Genomic DNA, 20,563 nt, shown 5'->3' on the forward strand with positions numbered 1-20,563 from the left:
GGCATCACATGCCACGCCGCCACGGAACTGCTGAGCGGGTCGTACTACTCCTGCTCGAATCTCTTTTTGAAGCGGTCTTCCATTCGCGACGAGAATCCGCCACTCTTGCGCCCGCTTCGGGGCTTGCCGCGTTCGGCACGGCCGGTCTCACCCTGCGTGGTCGAGCCACCACGCGAGGACTGTCCGGACTTGCTCTTTCCTCCACCCCACAGGAGGAGGACTCCGGCACCGAACATGACGATGAAGCCGATCAGGCTGATGACGGGAAACCCGCCCGGTTTGATCGGAAGGGCGACGCCGGCGATGAGCAGGACCAGCCCCAGAACGAACAGGGCCACCGCCTGCAATCGACGACGACTCGATGCCGCACGCATGCGACCGCCTCGCACAGTGGAGGCGAACTTGGGATCCTCGGCGTAGAGAGCGCTCTCGATCTGGTCGAGCATGCGCTGCTCGTGCTCGGAGAGTGGCACGGTACCTCCCCCGGCACTGGAGTGTTGGCCACCGCCTCACGGTGCGAGACGGTGGGTAACCGACTTTGGCGGCTACCTAGATTTAATAATACGAGCAGTTCGATCCCCGTACCACCTACTCCACGTACGAGTTCCCCACCAACCTTACGGACTCCCGCACCGAACGACGTTCGGGGCACCGCAATGTCGCGGACGCCTCACCGTTTTCCCGCCGTTTCCGGGCGCCCGCCGCTCAGGAGGCCCGCAAATCGAGACCTGGGCCACGTCCGATGTGATCTTCGACGGCCTGGAGAAAGCGCCCGACCTCGACGAAGAACTCGTCGGCCTCGAGATCGGTGAGGGTTCGCGACATTCCCGCCTCGATGGCAGCGCGGGTGCCCGAGTGACCGGCGAAGTAGTCGGCCCAGTTCCCGAATTCCGGCGCCGCGCGGGCCATGAGCACCCAGGCGTTACGTGTTCGTGTCCTCCTGCTCCCCGCCGCGGGCCCCTCCGCGGCGGCCAGCACCGCGCCCGCGCCGCGCAACGCGGCCAGGTACGCGCTGTGGAACCGATCCGCCGGACCGCCCGCCCCCACCGACTGGGCGAGGAGTGCGTCGGCGCGATCGAGCAGCACCGAACCGCGCCTCGTGGCCGGGTGGCGTACGTCACCCCGCCGGTGCGAGTTCCCAGAGGTCGGTCCCGTGACCGGGTTCGTCATCACTTCGAACACCTCCAAAACCCCGGTGCAACCACCCCGCCGGGCGTAGTCGGGTCGTGAGTGCGGGGGCCGGCGATGCTCGCTTCCCTCGAGCATCACCGGATCCCCGCCATCGAACATCTGTTCGACCTATTCAATATAGCTGGACCCACCGACACGTCGTCAAGAGAAAGGTGAGACCGGTCGAACCGAACGCTGACCAGACTCCGCTCGTGGTCGAACTCTCGGCCGCCGAGTTTCGCGACCGCCTGCACGAGGCGCTGTCGATCTACGTCGCCGCCATGGGCTATCCCCACGGCACCGAATACCACCGGGCGCCGATGTGGAACGAGCACCTCCAGCGTTCGGGGTGGCGTGGCGTCGGCGCGCTCGTCCCGGCCGGGGACGGATCCGCCGACGGCGCGGACGCCCGCCTCGTCGCCGTCGCCTACGGCTACCGCGGAGCCCCCGAGCAGTGGTGGCACCAGCAGGTCCGTTCCGGTCTGCGCCACACGGGGTGGACCCGCGACCAGATCGACGTGATCCTCGGCAACTACTTCGAACTCACCGAACTCCACGTCCACCCGGACGCCCAGGGACACCGGCTCGGCGAGACCCTGCTCCTGCGCCTCCTCGAACGCAGACCCGAACGCGGGGTGCTGCTCTCCACGCCGGAAGTGGCGGACGAGGACAACCGCGCATGGCGGCTGTACCGCCGCCTCGGCTTCCGGGATGTTCTGCGCCACTTCCGATTCGCCGGGGACAACCGGCCGTTCGCGGTGCTGGGACGCGGGCTTCCCCTGTGATCGACGCGGTGGTCGTCGGGTCGGGACACAACGCGCTGGTGTCGGCGTGTTACCTCGCGCGGTCCGGGTGGTCGGTCGAGGTGATCGAGCGCGACACGGTGCTCGGCGGCGCGGTGTCCACGGTGGAACGTTTCCCCGGGTACAAGGTCGACCGTGGGTCGTCCGCGCACATCATGGTCCGGCACACGGGAATCGTCGAGGAACTCGACCTCGGCGCACACGGTCTGCGGTACCTCGACTGCGATCCGTGGGCGTTCGCCCCCGCCCCTGCCGGGACGGCGCGGCCCGGGATCGTGTTCCGCCGCAGCCTCGAGGCGACGTGCCGGTCCATCGAGGAGTCCTGCGGGGCCGCGGACGCCGACGCGTACCGCCGGTTCGTGGACGTGTGGGGTCCGCGCAGCGCCCGCGTCATGCGCGCGTTCTCGCATCCGCCGACCGCACCCGCGCTGCTCTCGTCGTTCTGGGGGCTCGACACGGGCGGCGGCGGCAGCGATCTCTCCCGGCAGTTCCTCGGTTCCGGCGACGCACTGCTCGACGAGTACTTCGACGACGAACGGCTCAAGGCGGCGCTCGCGTGGTTCGGCGCCCAGTCCGGTCCGCCGATGTCGGAGCCGGGCACGGCGCCGATGGTCGGGTTCGCGGCCCTGATGCACACCGTTCCGCCCGGACGGGCCGTCGGCGGCAGCGGAGCCCTGACCGTGGCGCTCGCCTCTCGGCTGCGGTCGGACGCCGGGACGGTCACGCTCGGCGAGTCCGTGGTGTCGCTGAGCCGGGACGGCGGAACCTGGACGACCCGGACGTCGTCGGGCCGCGAGATCCGCTCCCGCGCGGTGGTCGCGGGCTGCCACGTGCTGACCACCCTCGGCCTGCTCGAACGCGGCGGCTACGATCCGCAGACCCTCGCCCGGTGGCGTCGCCGGATCCGCGTCGGCCCGGGGATCGGGATGGTGGTGCGGCTGGCGACCGACGCCCTCCCCGACTATCCGAGTGCGCCCGACGCCTCCGTGGCCCACGGACTCCAGCTGCTGGTCTCGGATCGCGCGCAGCTGCGGCTCGCGCACGGCGCGGCGCTCGCCGGGGAGCTCCCGCCGCGGCCCGCGGTGCTGGGGATGAGCTTCAGCGGCCTGGACCCGACCATCGCGCCCGAGGGCAGGCACCAGGTGACCCTGTGGTCGCAGTGGCAGCCGTACCGGCTGTCCGGCGGCAGGCGGTGGACCGACCTCGCCGCGCCGGAGGCCGATCGGATCGTGGCGGAGATGGACGCGCTGGCACCCGGTTTCGAGGAGTCCGTCCTCGACCGGCACGTGCAGTCGCCGCTGGACCTCGAAGACGAGATGGGTTTGCTCGGCGGCAACGTCATGCACGTGGAGATGTCGCTGGACCAGATGATGATGTGGCGTCCCCTCCCCGAGTTGTCGGGGCACCGGGTTCCGGGAGCGGACCGCCTGTACCTGACGGGGGCCTCGACACATCCGGGTGGCGGGGTGTCCGGTGCGAGCGGCCGGAGCGCCGCCCGGATCGCGCTCCGCGACGACCGAAAGGGTCTGGCCCGCGTGTGGCGCCGGCGATGACCTCCCGCGTTCCCGTCGTTCTCGCGGGGGCGGCGATCGCGGCGCAGATCCTCTACCCGCTGGTACACGACGGGGCCCGCGACGTCGTCACCGTGTTCGTCGTCGTCCTGCTTGCCGCCGCCTCGATCAGCCACGCGGCCGTGACCCGGGGCGGACGCTGGGCGGTGGGACTCGTGGTCGTGACGGCGGGGCTGGGTCTGGTCTCCGAGGTCGCCGGGACGGCGACCGGTTTTCCCTACGGCTGCTACGACTACAGCGTCGACCGGCTCGGCCCCGCGCTCGCCGGGGTGCCGCTGGTGGTGCCGTTCGCCTGGACCGCCGGGTTCTATCCGGTGTGGTGTGTGGCGTCGGCGCTCGCCCGCGGCCCGCGCCGGCGGTCGGTCCGCATCGCGCTGACGACCGTCGGTGTCGTCGGCTGGGACCTGTACCTGGACCCGCAGATGGTGGCCGACGGCCAGTGGCGCTGGTGCATCACCGACGCCGGTCTGCCCGGGGTCGAGCACATTCCGCTGACGAACTACGCGGGGTGGCTCGTCGTCGCCGCGGTGATGGCGGTCGCGGTCGATCGGATCGACCGTCGCTTCGGCACGGGAACCCGGCACCGCGACGGCGTCCCGGTCGGGTTGTTCCTGTGGACGTGGCTGGGTTCGGCGCTGGCCCACTCCGTCTTCCTGGACGCCCCCGAGTTGCGGTATTCGGCGGTCTACGGGTGGTGCGCGATGGGAATCCTCGGAGTTCCGCTGCTGGTCTCGCTGCTGCGGCGGGGCGCCCGGCGCCCCGGGGCCCGCGACACGCACCCTCACGCCTGACACCGAACCGGTCCCCTGGCACGATACGACTGTGCAGCTGCCTTCGGTTCCGACCTCGACCCGCTCGCGGAGGGCCGTGTCCCTCGCCGTCCTCGGCCTTGTCCTCGTGCCGTTCCTCGCGGGATGCCTGCGGGTTCAGGTGTCGATGGGGGTGTCCGCCGACGACCGGGTCTCCGGCCAGATCGTGGCCGCCGCCGTGCCGGCGAACGATCAGGACAAGGGCCCCCAGCTCACTCCGCCCGGTTCGCTGTCGGACAAGGTGCGCATCCAGGAATACAAGGAGGACGGCTACGTGGGCAGCCAGGCGTTCTTCAGCGACCTCACGTTCGGCGACGTGCAGCAGCTCGGCACCATGTCGGAGCAGGCGACGGGAAGTTTTCAGATCTCGCTCCAGCGGACCGGCGACCTCGTGACCCTCGACGGGAAGGCCGATCTCAGTTCGGTCCCCGCCCAGGGCACCGACGTGCAGTTCACGATCGCGTTCCCGGCCCGCGTCGCCACCACCAACGGCACCCGCGAGGGCGATTCGATCGTGTCGTGGAAGTTGCCCGCCGGCGACACGTCGACGATCCGGGCCGAGGTGCGGTATTCGGATCCCAGCACCCGCAGTTTCGCCGGTTGGGCCGGCATCATGGCCGGTGTGACGCTGGGTGTCGCCGTCATCGTCGGTGCGCTGGCGTGGATGGCCCGCAACAAGGAACCGGTGCTCGGCGGCCGTCGCGCACGGGACCACTCGGAGGTGTGACCGCTGCGCCGATCGAGCGGGCGGTCCGGTTCGGCTCCCTGGTCGCGGTACTCGGTCTCGCCGTCGCCGCCGCCAACCTGCGTTCCGCGCCGCGGCTGCCTACTCCGGCCCGCCGGGTCACCGAACCCGTCACGGTCTGCATCCCGGCCCGGGACGAGCGCGACCGGTTGCCGGGTCTGATCCGAGACCTGCGGGAACAGCGCGGAGTCGACGATCTCCGGGTGCTCGTCTACGACGACGCCTCCACCGACGGGACGGCCGGGGCCGCGGAGGCGGCGGCCGGCGGTGACACCCGCTTCTCGGTGGTGCGGGGAACCGCGGAACCGCCACCGGGGTGGGTGGGTAAACCCGCAGCCTGCCACCGGGTGAGCGAGCACGCCTTCGCGCAGGGCCGGGCAGGCACCGGGGTACTCGTGTTTCTCGACGCCGACGTGCGGTTGCGTCCGGACGCGCTGAACGGCGCCTGCACCGCCCTGCGCGCGTCCGATGCGGCCCTGGTCTGCGCGTGGCCGTTCCAGCAGGCGGGGTCGGCAGGCGAGACACTCGTGCAGCCGCTGCTCGGCTGGTCGTGGGCAGCGACGCTGCCCGTCCGCGCGGCCAACCGGTCGCGGCGACCGTCCACCGCCGTGGCCTGCGGGCAGTTCATGGTCTTCGACGCCGCCGCGTACCGCGACGTCGGGGGTCACCGGGCCGTCGCGGACAGCGTCACCGAGGACCTCGACATCGCACGCCTGCTTCGCCGGCGGGGGCGGTCGACCGCACTGGTCGTGGCCGGCCGATCGGCGTCGTGCCGGATGTACGAGGACGCCGGAGCGCTGCGCCGCGGCTACGACCGCTGGCTGTGGACGGCGTTCGGCTCCCGCCTCGGCGCCGCCGCGGTCCTCGGTGTCGCGACCGTGGCGTACTTGGTGCCGCCGGTGGCCCTCGCTGCGGGACGGGGACGCGTCCGCCGGTGGGGCTCAGTGGGGTATCTCGCGGCCGCGACGTCCCGGTTGTGCGCCCGGGCAGTCGAACGCGGCGGTCGCCTCACCGCCGGGGACGTGGCCGGCGCGCTCGCGCACCCCCTGTCCGTTGCCGCGGTGGCGGCGCTGACCGTGTCGTCACACCGCAGTCATCGGCGCGGACGCACCCGGTGGAAAGGCCGGACGCTCAGCTGACCGGGGCCGAGGTGACCGGGGCCGGATCCGCCACACCCGAACCGACCTTGTCGCCGAGCCGGGCGAGCACCTCGCTGGTGGCGCGCGCGAAGTTGAGCGTGATGAAGTGCAGACCGGGCGCACCCTCCGCGATGAGGCGTTCACTCATTTCGGTGGCGAGGTCGATGCCGATCTCGCGCACGGCGGCGCGGTTCTCTTCGGGACCGTCGCCTGCGGCCGTCGCCAGCCGCTTCTCGAGGTGCGCCGGCAGACGCGACCCCGACAGTTCGAGCATGCGGCGGACCGATCCGAGTGACGTGATCGGCATGATCTCGGGGATGATCGGCTTCGCGCCCTGCTCGGCGTCGTACGCCGTCACCCGGTCGCGCAGACGCAGGTAGTCGTCGACGTCGAAGAACATCTGGGTGATCGAGTACTCGGCGCCGGCCCGCAGCTTCGACACCAGGTACCGGGTGTCGTGCGCGAGATCGGGCGCGCGGTAGTGGCCTTCCGGGAACGACGCCACACCGACGTGGAAGTCGCCGAGGTCGCGGACCAGCCGGACGAGTTCCTCGGCGTATTCGACGCCCTGGGGGTGCTTCTCCCATTCGCCCAGCGGGTCACCGGGCGGGTCGCCGCGCAGGACCAGGATGTTGCTGATTCCGCGGTCGGCGTAGGCGCCCACCATCGACCGCAGTTCGTCGACGCTGTGGGACACGGCGGTGAGGTGCGCGACCGGCAGGAGCGTGGTCTCCTCGGCGAGCTGGCCGGTGACGCGGACCGTGCGGTCGCGCGTCGACCCGCCTGCACCGTAGGTCATGGAGACGAAGGCCGGACCCATCCGCTCGAACTCGCGGACGGCGCGCCACAGACGGGCCTCGGCGGCCTCGTCCCGCGGCGGCGAGAACTCGACGGAAAAGGGCACCCGACCGTCGCCGGACGACCGGATCCGGTCGACGATGGACGGGGTGCGGGTCACCCAGCCTTCGCTGGCCCGCCCCCTGACGGAATCGAATGTCACCCGTCCAGCATAGGTAGTGACCGCCGCACTGCATCCACTGCGTCTCCGCAGGCACCCGGGATCCAGGCAGCGGGCCGCCCGGACGAGCGCCCACTATGGTGGTGTCCACGTCTGCCGCCGGTCTCGGCGCGCGCGCGAAATTTCGATCCTGGAGGCAACACTGTCCGTTGGAACGCGCCCCTCCGCCCTCGCGGCCGAGGTCGAGAATGCGCTGCGCGACTTCTTCACCAGCCGGCAGGACCTGGTCGACGCCGTGGGCGGCGGCTACCGCGAGGCGGTGACGACGCTCGAGGACTTCGTCCTGCGCGGAGGCAAGCGGGTCCGTCCGGCTTTCGCGTGGACGGGCTGGCTCGGGGCGGGCGGCGACGCCCGGGGCCCCGAGGCCGCTCCCGTGCTCCGCGCCTGCTCCGCGTTGGAGCTGGTGCAGGCCTGCGCGCTGGTGCACGACGACATCATCGACGCCTCCACGACGCGCCGCGGGTTCCCCACCGTCCACGTCGAGTTCGACGAACAGCACCGCGCCGGGGGGTGGAGCGGTGATTCCGCTCACTTCGGCGAGGGCGTCGCAATCCTCCTCGGCGATCTCGCGCTGGCCTGGGCCGACGACATGATCCGCGAATCGGGCATCACCGCGGACGCGTCGGCCCGCATCTCCCCCGTGTGGTCGGCGATGCGCACCGAGGTGCTCGGCGGGCAGTTCCTCGACATCAGCAACGAGGCCCGGGCGGACGAGTCGATCGACGCCGCCATGAAGGTGAACCGGTACAAGACCGCGGCGTACACCATCGAGCGGCCGCTGCACCTCGGCGCGGCGCTCGCCGGCGCCGACGACACCCTGGTCTCGGCGTACCGCCGATTCGGCACCGACATCGGCATCGCCTTCCAGCTCCGCGACGACCTGCTGGGCGTGTTCGGGGATCCGGCCGTGACCGGCAAGCCGTCGGGCGACGACCTGCGGGCGGGCAAGCGCACCGTCCTGTTCGCGATGTCGCTGCAGCGCGCCGATGCCGGCGACCCCGCGGCGGCCGCCCTGCTCCGCGAGGGCATCGGCACCGATCTGTCCGATTCGGACGTGGACACCCTCCGGAGCACGATCACCTCGCTCGGTGCGGTCGCGGACGTGGAGAAGCAGATCGAGGATCTCGTCGCGAACGCGCTGTCCACGCTGGAGACGAGCACCGCCACCGCCGCGGCGAAGCAGCAGCTCACCGAGATGGCCGTCGCCGCGACGCGCCGCGACTACTGAGGTCGGCGGTGGCTCGCGCGCTCCGGACGGTTCCCGGCCGCACCGATCACGTCGTGATCGTCGGCGCCGGCCTCGCAGGCCTCTCCGCCGCCCTGCACCTCACCGGATCGGGCCGCCGCGTCACCGTCCTCGAACGGGAGTCGTCACCGGGCGGCCGGGTCGGCACCTACCGCGGTCCCGGCTACGACATCGACAACGGCGCGACCGTCCTCACGATGCCCGACCTGGTCGGCGAGGCCCTCGCCGCCGTCGGCGCGGATTTCGGGTCGACCCGCCCGCCGCTGGTCCTGGAACGGCTGGCCCCGGCGTACCACGCCCGGTTCGCGGACGGTTCGTCGCTCGACGTCCACTCCGATCCCGACGCGATGGCCGCGGAGGTCGGCCGGGTGTGCGGGCCGGAGGAATCGGCCCGGTACCTGCGGTTGCGGCGCTGGCTCGGCCGGATCTTCGACGCCGAGTACCACCGCTTCATGGACGCGAACTTCGACTCGCCGCTGGATCTCGTCTCGTCCCGCGGGGCCGCGAAGGATCTGCTGACGCTCACCGCGCTGGGCGGATTCGGCCGGCTCGGCGCCCGGGTCGACCGGACCGTCACGGATCCGCGACTGCGCCGGATCTTCACGTTCCAGGCGCTGTACGCCGGCGTCGCCCCCGCCGACGCCCTCGCGGTGTACGGCGCGATCGCCCACATGGACACCTCGCTCGGCGTCTACTTCCCCCGGGGCGGGATGCGTTCGATCGCGCGCGCCCTCGCCGACGCCCTCACCACCGCGGGCGGGGAGATCCGGTTCGGTACGGAGGTCGCGGCGCTCGAGCGAACCGGTGATCGCGTCGGCGCCGTCGTCACGTCTACGGGTGACCGCATCGACTGCGACGCGCTGGTGCTCACCCCCGACACGGCCGTCGTCGACGCGCTGCTGCGCCCGGTGACCCACCGGACCCCCCGCCGGGTGCGGGTATCGCCGTCCGCCGTGGTCCTGCACGGAACAGTCCCCACCGCGGTCGCATCGGGGTGGGCCGCCCAGCGGCACCACACCATCGACTTCGGCCACGCGTGGAAGCGGACGTTCGCGGAGATCACCGCACGCCGGGGACGCGGACGGCTGATGACCGACCCGTCGCTGCTGATCACCCGGCCTGCCGTGTCGGACCCGGGCCTCGCCGTGGACCGCGCGGGCACCGCCTCGGAACCGCTGTCGGTGCTGGCTCCGTGCCCGAACCTGCACAGCGCACCGTTGGAGTGGTCCTCGCTGACCGGCCCGTACGTGACCGAACTGCTGCGCGAACTCGAGAAGCGCGGGTACCACGGGATCGCGGAGCATTTCACCATCGACCACGTCGACACTCCCCTGACCTGGCTCGGGAAGGGCATGGCGGCGGGCAGTCCCTTCGCGGCGGCGCACGTGTTCCGGCAGACCGGACCGTTCCGGCGTCCCAACCTGGTCGGGGGCCTCGACAACGTCGTCCTCGCCGGTTCCGGGACCGTGCCCGGTGTCGGGGTTCCGACCGTCCTGCTGTCGGGGAAACTCGCGGCCGCGCGCATCACCGGGCCCACCACGGCACGAAGTGCGCAATTGCAGTCGAAAGCACGAAGTGCGGGAGGATAGGGCGAGGCGTGGCGAGAACTGGTGCCGGCAGCAATTAAACTGGTTCCTCGACCATGCGAAGCGCGCGACGACGAACGCACCGACCGCAACCGAACTCACCTCGGGGGAGGAATCTGCACTCATGACGTCCTCTGCCCGGCAGGCGACCGTCGCCGCTGCGACGACCACGCCGCAGCGGCCGTGGCCCCAGGCCACGGCCGACTTCCTCCGCAGCCCGGAGGGGCACGCCGCGCTCCTCGGTTTCGTGGGCGCCGTGATGATCACGTTCGGCGGTTTCGGTGCGGGCAGCGTCCGCCGCGAGGACCCACTGCTCGAGGCGATGCACCTGTCGTGGCTCCGGTTCGGTCACGGGCAGATCCTGTCGACCGTCATCGTCTGGGTGGGTGTCGTCGCGATGATCACCGCGTGGGTGCGGCTGGGCCGCGCCACCCTCGGCGGCGACGTCACGCTCCGGCAGTTGCGGACGGTCGTGCCGGTGTGGACGGCGCCGCTGCTGCTGGCCGTGCCGATGTTCAGCCGGGACGCATACTCCTACCTCGCGCAGGGCGCGCTGCTGCGGGACGGGTTCGACCCCTACGCGGTCGGGCCGGTGGTCAACCCCGGGATCCTCCTCGACAACGTCAGCAACGTGTGGACCACCACCACCGCGCCGTACGGTCCGCTGTTCCTGCTCCTCAGTCAGGGGATCACGGCGATCACCGGCGACAACGTGATCGCCGGGACGATGCTCCTGCGCGTGACGATGCTGCCGGGGCTCGCGCTGATGGTCTGGGGCGTCCCGCACCTCGCACGGCACCTCGGCGGCAATCCGGCCATCGCGCTGTGGCTCGCCGTGCTCAACCCCCTGGTCCTCGTCCACCTCATCGGTGGTGTCCACAACGAACTGCTGATGGTCGGCCTGATGATCGCCGGCATCGCGCTCGTCCTCGAGCGCCGCCACCTGGCCGGCATCGCGCTCGTCGCGGTGGCCGTCGCGATCAAGGCGACCGCGGGCGCCGCGCTCCCCTTCATGGTGTGGATCTGGATGCTCCACGAGAAAGAGAAGGCCGAGGCGGAAGGGCGCACACCCGCGTCGCCGCTCGCGTCGTTCGCGAAGACCGCGGGCTCGGGGTTCGCCGTGTTCGTGGTGATCTTCGCGGCCGCCTCCGCCGTCGCCGGGGTCGGGCTGGGCTGGATGACGGCGCTGTCCGGCTCGAACAAGATCATCAACTGGTTGTCGCTGCCGACGATCCTCGCGCACATCGTGACGGTCGGAACGTCGTGGTTCGCGGACCTGCGGCTGGGCGAGGTCCTGGCCGTCACCCGCCCGATCTGTGCGGTGGCCCTCGTCGCGATCGTGCTGGCGGCGTGGTGGCGGTATCGGAAGACCGAGCGGGATGCGATCCTCGGGATCCTCATCGTCCTGGTCGCCATCGTGATCCTGTCGCCCGCCGCGCTGCCCTGGTACTACTCGTGGCCGATCGCGATCGCGGCCGGCTTTGCGTTGTCGACGCGGACCCTGATGGTCCTCGTCGGGTTGTCCACCTGGCTGATGCTGGTCTTCCAGCCCGACGGTTCGATCGGGCTCTACACGTTCGCTCACGTGGTGCTCGCGACGTTCGCCGCGGTCGTGGCGGCGGTGTCGCTGCGCACGGTCGACCCGCTGCGGCTGCGCGCACCGCGGTCCGTCGAGGACGAGCGCACCTCCGACCTCGCAGGTGCTGCGGCGTCGCCCGGCCTCGAATGACCTGTCGATGACCGCGCTGGCCGAGAGTTACCGGTACTGCGGCGCGGTGACAGCGGAGCACGGACGCACGTACCACCTCGCCACGCGGTTGCTTCCCGAGCGCCGGCGGGCCGCCGTACACGCCCTGTACGGGTTCGCGCGCACCGTCGACGACCTCGTGGACGTCGATCCCGGCCGGACGGCCCGGGAGTGCGCCGCCGGACTCGACCTGATCGACACGGTGCTGCGACGCGGGTTCACCGACCGGGACGCAATCGGTGACACCGTGTGCTCGCCGCAGATGCTGCGGGTCCTTCCCGCGTTCCTCGACACCGTGGCGGAGTTCGCCATCCCCCACGACTACTTCTTCGCGTTCCTGAACTCGATGCGGATGGACGTTCCGGGCACTGCGGAGCATCGGGCCGCGTACGGCACGCTCACCGATCTCCGCACGTACATGTACGGGTCGGCCGTCGTGATCGGTTTGCAGATGCTGCCCGTCCTCGGCACCACCGGGCCAGGCGCCGAACCGCACGCCGCGGCTCTCGGGGAGGCGTTCCAGCTGACCAATTTCCTCCGCGACGTCGGCGAGGACCTCGATCGGGGCCGGGTCTATCTCCCGGCCGAGGACTTGGCCGCGTTCGGCGTCGACACCGAACTTCTCGTGCACAGCCGCCGACGCGGCGCGACGGACCCGCGGATCGTGCGGGCACTCGCCCACCTGATCGCAGTCACCCGGTCGGTGTACCGGGACGCGGAACCGGGCATCGCGATGCTGGATCGACGCGTCCAACCCGGCATCCGGACGGCGTTCGTGCTGTACGCGCGCATCCTCGACGAGATCGAGCGCGGCGGGTACCGGGTCCTCGACCGGCGCGCCACCGTTCCGCGGCGGAACCGGTGGGCGACGGCCCTGCCTCAGTTCGCTCGGCTCGCGGTGCCCGCCCGCGGCCGGGTGCGGTGACCGGCGGTCAGAACCCCATGGCCTGAGCGCGGCGGATCACTTCGCGGGCGAGGTGACCGTGCAGGGCCTGGACGGGCGTGCCGGGCAGGCTGTCGTCCTCCCGGAACAACCACGCCAGGATTTCCTCGTCCTTGAATCCGCCGTCGTGCAGCACCGCGATGAGGCCGGGCAGCCATTTGAGCGTCTCCCCGGACTCGTCGAAGAAGAGTTCGGGGACGCCGAGGACGCCGTCGCGGCGCACGGCGATCAACTGCTGATCCCGCAGAAGCTGCTGCACACGGGTGACGGCCACACCGAGATTCTTCGCGACGTCCACCAACTGGAGGAGCGAGACGGAAGGGTCCAGGACATCGTCACAGTAAGGGATGGCACTCACTCCCCTAACGTTATCTGGTCGCCTCCGGCGTGGCGCTACCGGTCGGTGTCGCTGGCTACGATTGAGGGGCGCGTGGCCGGGCTGCGCGCACTGACGGGGGAACGGACACTGTGCACGATGGAGGTCAACGTTTGATCGGCGAGCTGCTCGACCGGCGCTATCGGGTGGATGCCACGATCGCGCGTGGCGGCATGTCCACCGTCTACAGGGGGCTCGACACGCGACTCGACCGTCCGGTGGCCATCAAGGTGATGGATCCGCAGTTCGCGGCCGATCCGGCGTTCGTCACCCGATTCGAGTTCGAGGCCCGCTCGGTCGCGCGACTCAAGCACCCCTCCCTGGTCGCCGTGTACGACCAGGGACACGATCGCGATCACGCGTTCCTGGTGATGGAACTCGTCGACGGCGGAACGCTGCGCGAGCTCCTGCGGGAACGCGGTCCGATGCCTCCGCACGCGGTGGCCGCGGTCGTGGGCCCGGTCCTCGACGCGCTCGCCGTCGCCCACCGGGCGGGTCTCGTGCACCGTGACGTCAAACCCGAGAACATCCTGATCTCCGACGCCGGTGAGGTGAAGATCGCCGATTTCGGTCTGGTGCGGGCCGCTGCCGCGTCGAACACCACGTCGAACAGTGTGATCCTGGGCACGGCGGCGTACCTGTCGCCGGAACAGGTGACCTCGGGGATCGCGGACACCCGCAGCGACGTCTACTCCACCGGCGTCCTGCTGTTCGAACTCCTCACCGGCCGGACCCCGTTCACCGGGGACACGTCGTTGTCCGTGGCGTATCAGCGGATCAACCAGGACGTTCCACGGCCGGGTTCGTACATCGCGGGTGTACCACCCGAGTTCGACGAACTCGTCGCGGAGGCCACGCACCGGGAGCCGTCGCACCGCTTCGCCAACGCCGAGCAGATGGGTTCGGCGCTGCGCCGCATCGCGGCGGCGCTCGACCTGCCCGCGTACCGGGTGCCCGCCCCGCGGCGATCGGCGCAGCACCTGAGCGCCGCGGCCGCCGCGAGCGCTCCTCCGCTCACCGCGCCGCCGGGTCCCGTCGCACCGCCGACGGTGCACCTCCCGCCGGCTGCACCGCTGTCACCGCCCAGCCCGCTCCCTGCGCAACCCGGCCTGCAGCACACGAGGGTCGTCACCACCCAGACTCCGCGGCCGCCGCGGGACGAACCGCCGTTCGCGGTGGACGACGAGCCCGACGACGGCTACCACTATCCGGACTTCGCCGCCGAACGGCAGCGGTCGCGCCGGACCACGATCGTGTGGCTGCTCGTGATCCTGATGCTCGCCCTGGCGGTGGGTGTCGGTGGCTGGTGGATGGGTTCGGGCCGGTTCACCGCGGTCCCGACCACCGACGGCCTGTCGCGGGGTGCGGCGGTGACGGCGATCGAAGCCGCCGGTCTGTCGTCGGAGATCCGCGGGCAGTATTCGGACACGGCGGCGCTCGACACCGTGCTGGGCACCGATCCGACGGGTGGTTCGCGGATCTCCCGCGACGGCACGGTGGCCCTGCTCGTGTCCCTGGGACGGCCGACCGTCCCACCGCTGCCGGCGGGCGGTGAACGCGCGGGGATCGAGCAGGAACTGCGCAACCGCACGTTCACCCCGGTGGACGGTGGTCAGGCGTTCAGCGCGAAGGTCCCGATCGGTGCGGTGGCCGCGCTCGACCCGGCACCGGGCACGGAACTCGCGACCGGTTCCACGGTCAAGCTGATCGTCAGCAAAGGTGCACCGCCGGTGGACGTTCCCGACGTGAAGGGCATGTCGGAGGCGGAGGCACGCGCCTCACTCGAGGCGGTCGGCATCGTGGTGCAGGACACCACGACCGACTTCGACCGGAACGTCGCCGCCGGCGACGCGATCGCCACCAGCCCGAAGGCGGGCACCACTGTGAATGCGGGCACCAGCGTGACGTTGAGTGTGTCGAACGCAGTCCGAATGCCGTCGATGCTGGGCCGGACGGTCGGATCCGCGCGGGACGAACTGAGCCGTCTCGGACTCGAGGTGAAGGTACGTCAGGTGACCGACACGGACAGGTCGTTCGTCATCAGCCAGAACCCCGGTGGCGGCGATCTCGTGAAACCCGGGAGCACGGTCACCCTGGTCTCACTGCCCTGACCCCGCGGGAGCAGGGCAGTGAGGGTCTCTGATCGGGGCGATCAGCCGCGGAGCATCTCCGCCACGAGGAACGCCAGTTCCAGCGACTGCTGGGTGTTGAGGCGGGGGTCGCACGCCGTCTCGTAGCGACCGGACAGGTCGAGGTCGGAGATGTCCTGCGCGCCGCCGAGACATTCGGTGACGTTCTCACCGGTGAGTTCGACGTGGATGCCGCCCGGGTAGGTGCCGAGACCGTTGTGGACCTCGAAGAATCCCTGGACCTCGTCGACGATGCGGTCGAAGTGGCGGGTCTTGTAGCCGGTGGACGCCTCGTGCGTGTTGCCGTGCATCGGGTCGCACTGCCAGATCACCTGGTGGCCGGTGGCCTGTACCTTCTCGATGATGGGCGGCAGCAGGTCGCGGACCTTGTTGTTGCCCATACGCGAGATGAGGGTGAGCCGGCCCGGCTTGTTGGTGGGGTCGAGGCGTTCGACGTACTCGACCGCCATCTCCGGGGTGGTGCTCGGACCGATCTTCAGGCCGATCGGGTTGGACACGAGTTCGGCGAACGCGATGTGCGCTCCGTCGAGCTGACGGGTGCGGTCGCCGATCCACAGGAAGTGGGCGGACAGGTCGTACAGCTTGGCGTGATCGTCGTCGTTGTCGAGGCGCAGCATCGCGCGCTCGTAGTCGAGGACGAGCGCCTCGTGGCTGGCGAAGATCTGCGCGTGGTGCAGGCTGGGATCGGTGACACCGCAGGCGTTCATGAACTGCAACCCGCGGTCGATCTCCGCGGCGAGTGCCTCGTACCGGGCCCCGGCCGGCGACGAAGACACGAACTCGCGGTTCCAGTCGTGCACCTTGTGCAGGTCGGCCATGCCCGCGCCGGTGAGCGCGCGGACCAGGTTCATCGCGGCGCTGGCGTTCGCGTACGCCCGCACGAGCCGCGACGGGTCGTGGGCGCGCACGGCCTCGTCCGCGACGAGGGAGTTGATCATGTCGCCGCGGTACGACTGCAGGCCCAGCGCGTCGACGTTCGACGACCGCGGCTTCGCGTACTGACCGGCGATGCGCGCGACCTTGACGACGGGCAGGCTCGCTCCGTACGTCAGGACGACGGCCATCTGCAGCAGGGTACGGATGTTGCCCTTGATGTGCGGCTCGGTGTTGTCCGCGAACGTCTCGGCGCAGTCACCGCCCTGGAGCAGAAACGCCTCTCCGCGCGCGACCTGGGCCAGCTTCTCCTGCAGGGCCACGACTTCGCTGGCCACCGTGATCGGGGGCACGCTCTCGAGGACGGTCCGCATCGCAGCGGCCTGACCTTCCGGCCATTGCGGCTGCTGGGCAGCGGGCTTGGCCAGCGCTGCATCGAGACGCTCGCGCATCTCGGTGGGCAGCGGCGGGAGTTCGGGCAAGCGGTCGATCGGCACGTCGACAGTCCAGTTCACCCATACAGGATATTCGCTCGACCGGAGCGATGGCGAGTCAGGTCACCGGAGTGAGCGTGCCGCCTGAACTGCCTCGAACTTCGCCAGGTTGTGCCGGGCATCGGCGAGGGCATCGTGAGCGTCGCCCGGTGCAGGTGGGAGCTCCGGGCTGCCGTGGTCCTCCCAGTACTGCCGGAGTTCGCGGGTGTACCGGGGCAGCGTCTGCGGCAGCTCCGTCATGTCGCCCCACAGCTGGCAGAGCGCCACGTGGTCGTAGGCGGCGACCCACGCCCACAGTTCGGGGACGATGCCGGGCCTGGGAATCAGGAATGCGTAAAGGTCGTCGCGAATGCGGGCGCGGCTCTTCCAGAGCGGCGACGACGGCTGCGGCAGCTTCGGTAGCACGTTCCTGCGCACCCACTTGCCCGCACGGTCGGGATCGAACTCGGTGGACACCGCGTAGAATTCCCGTCCGTCCTCTGCGACCACCCCGATCGACACCAGGTCGATCGTGCGACCATCCTCGATGAACTCGCAGTCGTAGAAGTAACGCACGCCCGCACACTATGCCTCACCCGTCGGCGTCATCCGGATCCACCCCTACCTCGTGAAGGAGGCCTCGGTGAGCGCACGCTCCGACGGTCGACAGTCCGCCGCCCCTGTCGCGGACCCGCTCGACCGGCAGCGGGTGCCCGTGCACCTGCGCGTCGGCGGTCTCGTGATCCGCGTCCTCGTGCTCGCCGGTCTCGCTGTCGGATTCGCCTACAACCTGCTCGGGCTGCCCGGTCTGCGGGACTTCGGCTTCTACTACCGGCTCGATCTCGACGTCTACCGACTGGGCGGTTCGGTGTTCCTGCACGGCCCGACGCTGTACGGGTCGATGCCGGCCACCCAGATGGGCAACTTCCTGCCGTTCACGTACCCGCCGCTGGCCGCGGTCGTGTTCAGTCCGCTGTCGACGGTGTCGCTGGCGACGGCCGGGACCGTCGTCACGGTGCTGTCGCTGGTCGCCCTGTTCGGCGTCCTCGTCGTCACGCTCGACTCGCTGGGTATCACCCCCCGCAGCACTCTCGTGTGGACGGCCCTCGGTGCGCTGGCGGTGGCGATGGCCCTCGAACCCGTCTCGTCCACCCTGGACTACGGGCAGATCAACATCCTGCTGATGCTGCTGGTCGCGGCGGACTGCCTGCCGAAGAAGACGCCGTGGCCCCGCGGACTGCTGATCGGTCTCGCGGCGGCGGTGAAGCTGACACCGGCCGTGTTCATCCTGTACTTCCTGGTGCGCAAGGACTTTCGCTCCGCCGTCGTGACCGCGGTCGGTTTCGTCGCGTTCAGCGCGGTGGGCGCGATCGCGACGTGGAACGATTCCGTCACCTATTGGACGAAGACGCTGTTCGACTCCGATCGGATCGGCACACCGGCGTATCCCGCGAACCAGAGCCTCACCGGTGTCCTGGCCCGGCTCGGCCTGAGCGACGGGATGCGCACCCCGATCTGGCTGCTGCTGAGCGTGGCGGTTCTCGCGCTGGTGATCGTCGCAATGGTGCGGGCGCTGCGGGCCGGTGAGACGGCGCTCGCGCTGGGACTCAACGCCGTCCTCGGGTTGCTCGTCTCCCCCGTGTCCTGGTCGCACCACTGGGTGTGGTCGGTGCCGCTGCTCCTCGTGCTGGGTGTCCTCGCCTACCGACGAAAGAATGTCGCCCTGGCGGTCACGGCCGTGGTCGGCGTCGTCGTCGTCAGGCTCGCCGCGCACTGGAAGCTTGGAGTGGGACGCTGGAGCGGAACCCACTGGAATCTGTGGGATCAGTTCCTGGCGTCGTCGTACGTGTGGTGGGGGCTCGCCGTGGTGCTGGTCGCGATCGTCGCGTTCCGCACCCGCGCCGCCCGGCCCGACGAGGACGATCGGTCGGAGACCTCCGACGATCTGACCGTCCCCGTCGGCTGAGAGGTCGCGGCGGTCAGCTCGCCCGGGTGTCCGGCAGTCGCGTGACGGTGCTCGCATCGTTCTCCGGTGCCACGCCGGCCACCGGAGCCGGTGCGGAACCGTCCGCGGCGGGGGCCTTCTTCTTCAGCGTGGCCGCGTAGATGTCGACGTATTCCTGGCCCGACAGCTTCATCAGCTTGTACATGACCTCGTCGGTGACGGCCCGCTCGACGAACCGGTTGCCGCCCATCCCCTCGAAACGCGAGAAGTCGATGGGCTCGCCGACGCGGATGGTGACCTTCGCGGGACGCCACACGCGGGAACCGATCGGGTTGACCTTCTCCGTTCCGATCATCGCGACCGGAATGACCTTCACACCGGACTCGAGTGCCATGCGCGCCAGACCGGTCTTGCCCTTGTACAGCCGGCCGTCGGGCGACCGGGTGCCCTCCGGGTAGATGCCGAGCAGCTTGCCCTGCGCGAGGACGCGCAAGCCGGCGTTCAGTGCGTCCTGCGCGGCGTCGGCGCCCGTCCGGTCGATCGGCACCTGGCCGACCACGGAGAAGAACCAGCGCTGGAATGCGCCCTTGAGTCCCGTCCCGGTGAAATACTCGCTCTTGGCGAGAAAAGTGATCCTCCGCGGCACACGCAACGGCAGGAAGAACGAATCCAGCACGGCCTGATGGTTACTCGCCAGAATGGCGCCGCCCTCCGCCGGAATGTTCTCCGTACCCTCCACGGTCGGTCTGCCCAACCCCCAGAGAACCGGCCCCAAAAACACGTACTTGAAGAGCCAGTACCACATGGCGTCCCTCCCGTTCACAACCCAAGCTTCGTTCGGCTCGACTCTACTTCGGGCGGGTGAGGGTCGCTACACACGGCCGGGAGGCCCGCACAACATCACACTCTGCGGGTTTACAGCGATCGACCGGGCGTCAACCCACCCGATCGGGCAGGAGCGCCCGCGCGAGTTCCGCCGCCCCGATCATGCCCGCCGCCTCCCCCAGCTGGGTCGGCCGGATCCGGGCCAGCGGCCGGTGCCCGGCCCCCGTCGTCAGCTCCGCGTAATGCTCGCGGGCCTCGTCGATGAACAGCGCCGACGAACTCGCGACTCCGCCGGCGATCACGACGAGATCCGGGTCGTACACGTCACCGATGAGAGCCAGGCCGACCCCGAGCCATCGGGCGAACTTCCGCATCGTCTCCTGCGCCAGTGGATCGCCGTCCTGTGCGGCGCCGGCGATCCGCCTGCCCGTCAGCACTCCGGGATCGACCGCCACCTCCCGCGCGAGGACGGTCGACGTCGCAGGATCCGCGGCGAGAAGCTCGATCGCGGTGTCGACGAGGGCCGTCCCGCTGCAGTACCGCTCCCAGCAGCCATGTTTCCCGCACGCGCAGGGACGGCCGCCGGGGACGACCTGGATGTGCCCGAGTTCGGGTGCGACGCCGTGGCTGCCGCGGTACAGCCTGCCGTCCGCGAGGAGCGCCGCCCCGATGCCCGTGCCGATCGCGAGCATCACCACGTTCCGGCCGCCTGCGGCGGCACCGAACCGGTGTTCGGCCCAGGCCGCCGCGTTCACGTCGTGCTCGAGGATCACCGGCAGGCCGAGACGCTGCCCCAGATCCCGGCCGACGGGCGCACCCACCCACGGCAGGTGCGGCGCGAACCGCACCGTGGTGCGGTCGGGGGTGACGAACCCGGCGACCGCCAGCCCCACCGCGGCGATGTCGTGCCGCGCGGACAGTTCCCGCACCGCCCGGTCCAGGCCGTTCTCCAGCGCCTTCGCCGACGCCGGGGTCGGCGACTGGAGCGAGTCGAGCACCTCACCGGCCGAGTCGACCACCGACGCACGGATGCTCGTTCCACCCACGTCGATGCCGATGGTCAGCGCCGAGCCGGGGGTGCGATCGCTGCCCGTGCCTGTGCTCATGCAGATGATTGTGCCCATGCCGGATCGCCGACGTGCAG

The 20,563-nt window shown here is 70.5% G+C and carries 19 protein-coding genes; 11 read left to right on the top strand and 8 right to left on the bottom strand.

Going from position 1 to position 20,563, the window contains the following annotated elements:
- Positions 1-44: 44 nt before the first annotated feature.
- The gene (locus ACFTZB_RS18910; RefSeq protein WP_012688068.1) at positions 45-473 is read right to left on the bottom strand and encodes a DUF3040 domain-containing protein; all 429 of its coding nucleotides are present in this window, start codon (positions 471-473) and stop codon (positions 45-47) included.
- A gap of 232 nt (positions 474-705) precedes the next feature.
- Positions 706-1,086, bottom strand: a complete 381-nt coding sequence (locus tag ACFTZB_RS18915) for an SAV_6107 family HEPN domain-containing protein (protein WP_378433493.1) — start codon at positions 1,084-1,086, stop codon at positions 706-708.
- A 257-nt stretch (positions 1,087-1,343) separates the two neighbouring features.
- Between ACFTZB_RS18915 and ACFTZB_RS18920 the strand changes: the two genes are divergently transcribed.
- From ACFTZB_RS18920 to ACFTZB_RS18940, 5 genes are read left to right on the top strand one after another with little or no spacing between them, the layout of a single operon-like run.
- Positions 1,344-1,955, top strand: coding sequence for a GNAT family N-acetyltransferase (locus ACFTZB_RS18920; RefSeq protein WP_378433494.1), 612 nt, complete (start codon positions 1,344-1,346; stop codon positions 1,953-1,955).
- A complete protein-coding gene (locus tag ACFTZB_RS18925) occupies positions 1,952-3,526 on the top strand; it encodes a phytoene desaturase family protein (protein WP_378433495.1) in 1,575 nt (524 codons plus the stop codon). Before ACFTZB_RS18920 ends, ACFTZB_RS18925 begins: the two co-directional genes overlap by 4 nt.
- Positions 3,523-4,335 carry a carotenoid biosynthesis protein gene (locus tag ACFTZB_RS18930; protein WP_378433496.1) on the top strand — a complete coding sequence of 271 codons (813 nt, stop codon included), beginning with the start codon at positions 3,523-3,525 and terminating at the stop codon, positions 4,333-4,335. The genes ACFTZB_RS18925 and ACFTZB_RS18930 overlap by 4 nt, the downstream gene beginning before the upstream one ends.
- Before the next feature lie 31 nt (positions 4,336-4,366).
- Entirely contained in the window at positions 4,367-5,080 is a 714-nt protein-coding gene (locus ACFTZB_RS18935; RefSeq protein WP_378433497.1) for an LppM family (lipo)protein, read from the top strand.
- Positions 5,077-6,237, top strand: a complete 1,161-nt coding sequence (locus ACFTZB_RS18940; protein ID WP_378433498.1) for a glycosyltransferase — start codon at positions 5,077-5,079, stop codon at positions 6,235-6,237. Before ACFTZB_RS18935 ends, ACFTZB_RS18940 begins: the two co-directional genes overlap by 4 nt.
- Here the strand turns inward: ACFTZB_RS18940 and metF are convergent.
- Complete coding sequence (metF, locus tag ACFTZB_RS18945; RefSeq protein ID WP_378433499.1) at positions 6,230-7,237, bottom strand: methylenetetrahydrofolate reductase [NAD(P)H]; 1,008 nt, start codon at positions 7,235-7,237, stop codon at positions 6,230-6,232. The genes ACFTZB_RS18940 and metF overlap by 8 nt on opposite strands.
- A 148-nt stretch (positions 7,238-7,385) precedes the next feature.
- Between metF and ACFTZB_RS18950 the strand changes: the two genes are divergently transcribed.
- The 4 genes from ACFTZB_RS18950 to ACFTZB_RS18965 all read left to right on the top strand — a co-directional run bounded on the left by ACFTZB_RS18950 (position 7,386) and on the right by ACFTZB_RS18965 (position 12,759).
- On the top strand, positions 7,386-8,483 hold the full coding sequence (locus ACFTZB_RS18950) for a polyprenyl synthetase family protein (protein WP_378433514.1): 1,098 nt from the start codon (positions 7,386-7,388) through the stop codon (positions 8,481-8,483).
- An 8-nt stretch (positions 8,484-8,491) separates the two neighbouring features.
- Positions 8,492-10,090, top strand: coding sequence for a phytoene desaturase family protein (crtI, locus tag ACFTZB_RS18955; protein ID WP_378433500.1), 1,599 nt, complete (start codon positions 8,492-8,494; stop codon positions 10,088-10,090).
- Between the two features lie 121 nt (positions 10,091-10,211).
- Positions 10,212-11,816: an alpha-(1->6)-mannopyranosyltransferase A gene (locus tag ACFTZB_RS18960; RefSeq protein ID WP_378433501.1), complete on the top strand. Its 1,605-nt coding sequence runs from the start codon at positions 10,212-10,214 to the stop codon at positions 11,814-11,816.
- 7 nt (positions 11,817-11,823) lie between these two features.
- Complete coding sequence (locus ACFTZB_RS18965) at positions 11,824-12,759, top strand: phytoene/squalene synthase family protein (protein ID WP_378433502.1); 936 nt, start codon at positions 11,824-11,826, stop codon at positions 12,757-12,759.
- A 7-nt stretch (positions 12,760-12,766) separates the two neighbouring features.
- Here ACFTZB_RS18965 and ACFTZB_RS18970 read toward each other — a convergent pair whose 3' ends face one another.
- Positions 12,767-13,135 carry an Rv2175c family DNA-binding protein gene (locus tag ACFTZB_RS18970; protein WP_378433503.1) on the bottom strand — a complete coding sequence of 123 codons (369 nt, stop codon included), beginning with the start codon at positions 13,133-13,135 and terminating at the stop codon, positions 12,767-12,769.
- Positions 13,136-13,245: 110 nt separating this feature from the next.
- Here ACFTZB_RS18970 and pknB point away from each other — a divergent pair, with 110 nt between their 5' ends.
- Entirely contained in the window at positions 13,246-15,264 is a 2,019-nt protein-coding gene (pknB, locus tag ACFTZB_RS18975) for a Stk1 family PASTA domain-containing Ser/Thr kinase (RefSeq protein WP_378433504.1), read from the top strand.
- Positions 15,265-15,305: 41 nt separating this feature from the next.
- Here pknB and ACFTZB_RS18980 read toward each other — a convergent pair whose 3' ends face one another.
- Entirely contained in the window at positions 15,306-16,691 is a 1,386-nt protein-coding gene (locus tag ACFTZB_RS18980) for a class II 3-deoxy-7-phosphoheptulonate synthase (protein WP_012688082.1), read from the bottom strand.
- Between the two features lie 42 nt (positions 16,692-16,733).
- Positions 16,734-17,225: a polyadenylate-specific 3'-exoribonuclease AS gene (locus tag ACFTZB_RS18985; protein WP_378433505.1), complete on the bottom strand. Its 492-nt coding sequence runs from the start codon at positions 17,223-17,225 to the stop codon at positions 16,734-16,736.
- Between the two features lie 67 nt (positions 17,226-17,292).
- Between ACFTZB_RS18985 and ACFTZB_RS18990 the strand changes: the two genes are divergently transcribed.
- Positions 17,293-18,615 carry a glycosyltransferase 87 family protein gene (locus ACFTZB_RS18990; protein ID WP_378433506.1) on the top strand — a complete coding sequence of 441 codons (1,323 nt, stop codon included), beginning with the start codon at positions 17,293-17,295 and terminating at the stop codon, positions 18,613-18,615.
- Positions 18,616-18,628: 13 nt separating this feature from the next.
- Here the strand turns inward: ACFTZB_RS18990 and ACFTZB_RS18995 are convergent, their stop codons facing one another.
- Both ACFTZB_RS18995 and ACFTZB_RS19000 read right to left on the bottom strand, forming a co-directional pair.
- The gene (locus ACFTZB_RS18995) at positions 18,629-19,399 is read right to left on the bottom strand and encodes a lysophospholipid acyltransferase family protein (RefSeq protein WP_378433515.1); all 771 of its coding nucleotides are present in this window, start codon (positions 19,397-19,399) and stop codon (positions 18,629-18,631) included.
- 130 nt (positions 19,400-19,529) lie between these two features.
- On the bottom strand, positions 19,530-20,543 hold the full coding sequence (locus tag ACFTZB_RS19000; RefSeq protein ID WP_378433507.1) for an ROK family protein: 1,014 nt from the start codon (positions 20,541-20,543) through the stop codon (positions 19,530-19,532).
- Between the last annotated feature and the right edge of the window lie 20 nt (positions 20,544-20,563).

It is taken from the genome of Rhodococcus sp. NPDC057014 (assembly GCF_042673295.1).
Lineage (GTDB): Bacteria > Actinomycetota > Actinomycetes > Mycobacteriales > Mycobacteriaceae > Rhodococcus_F.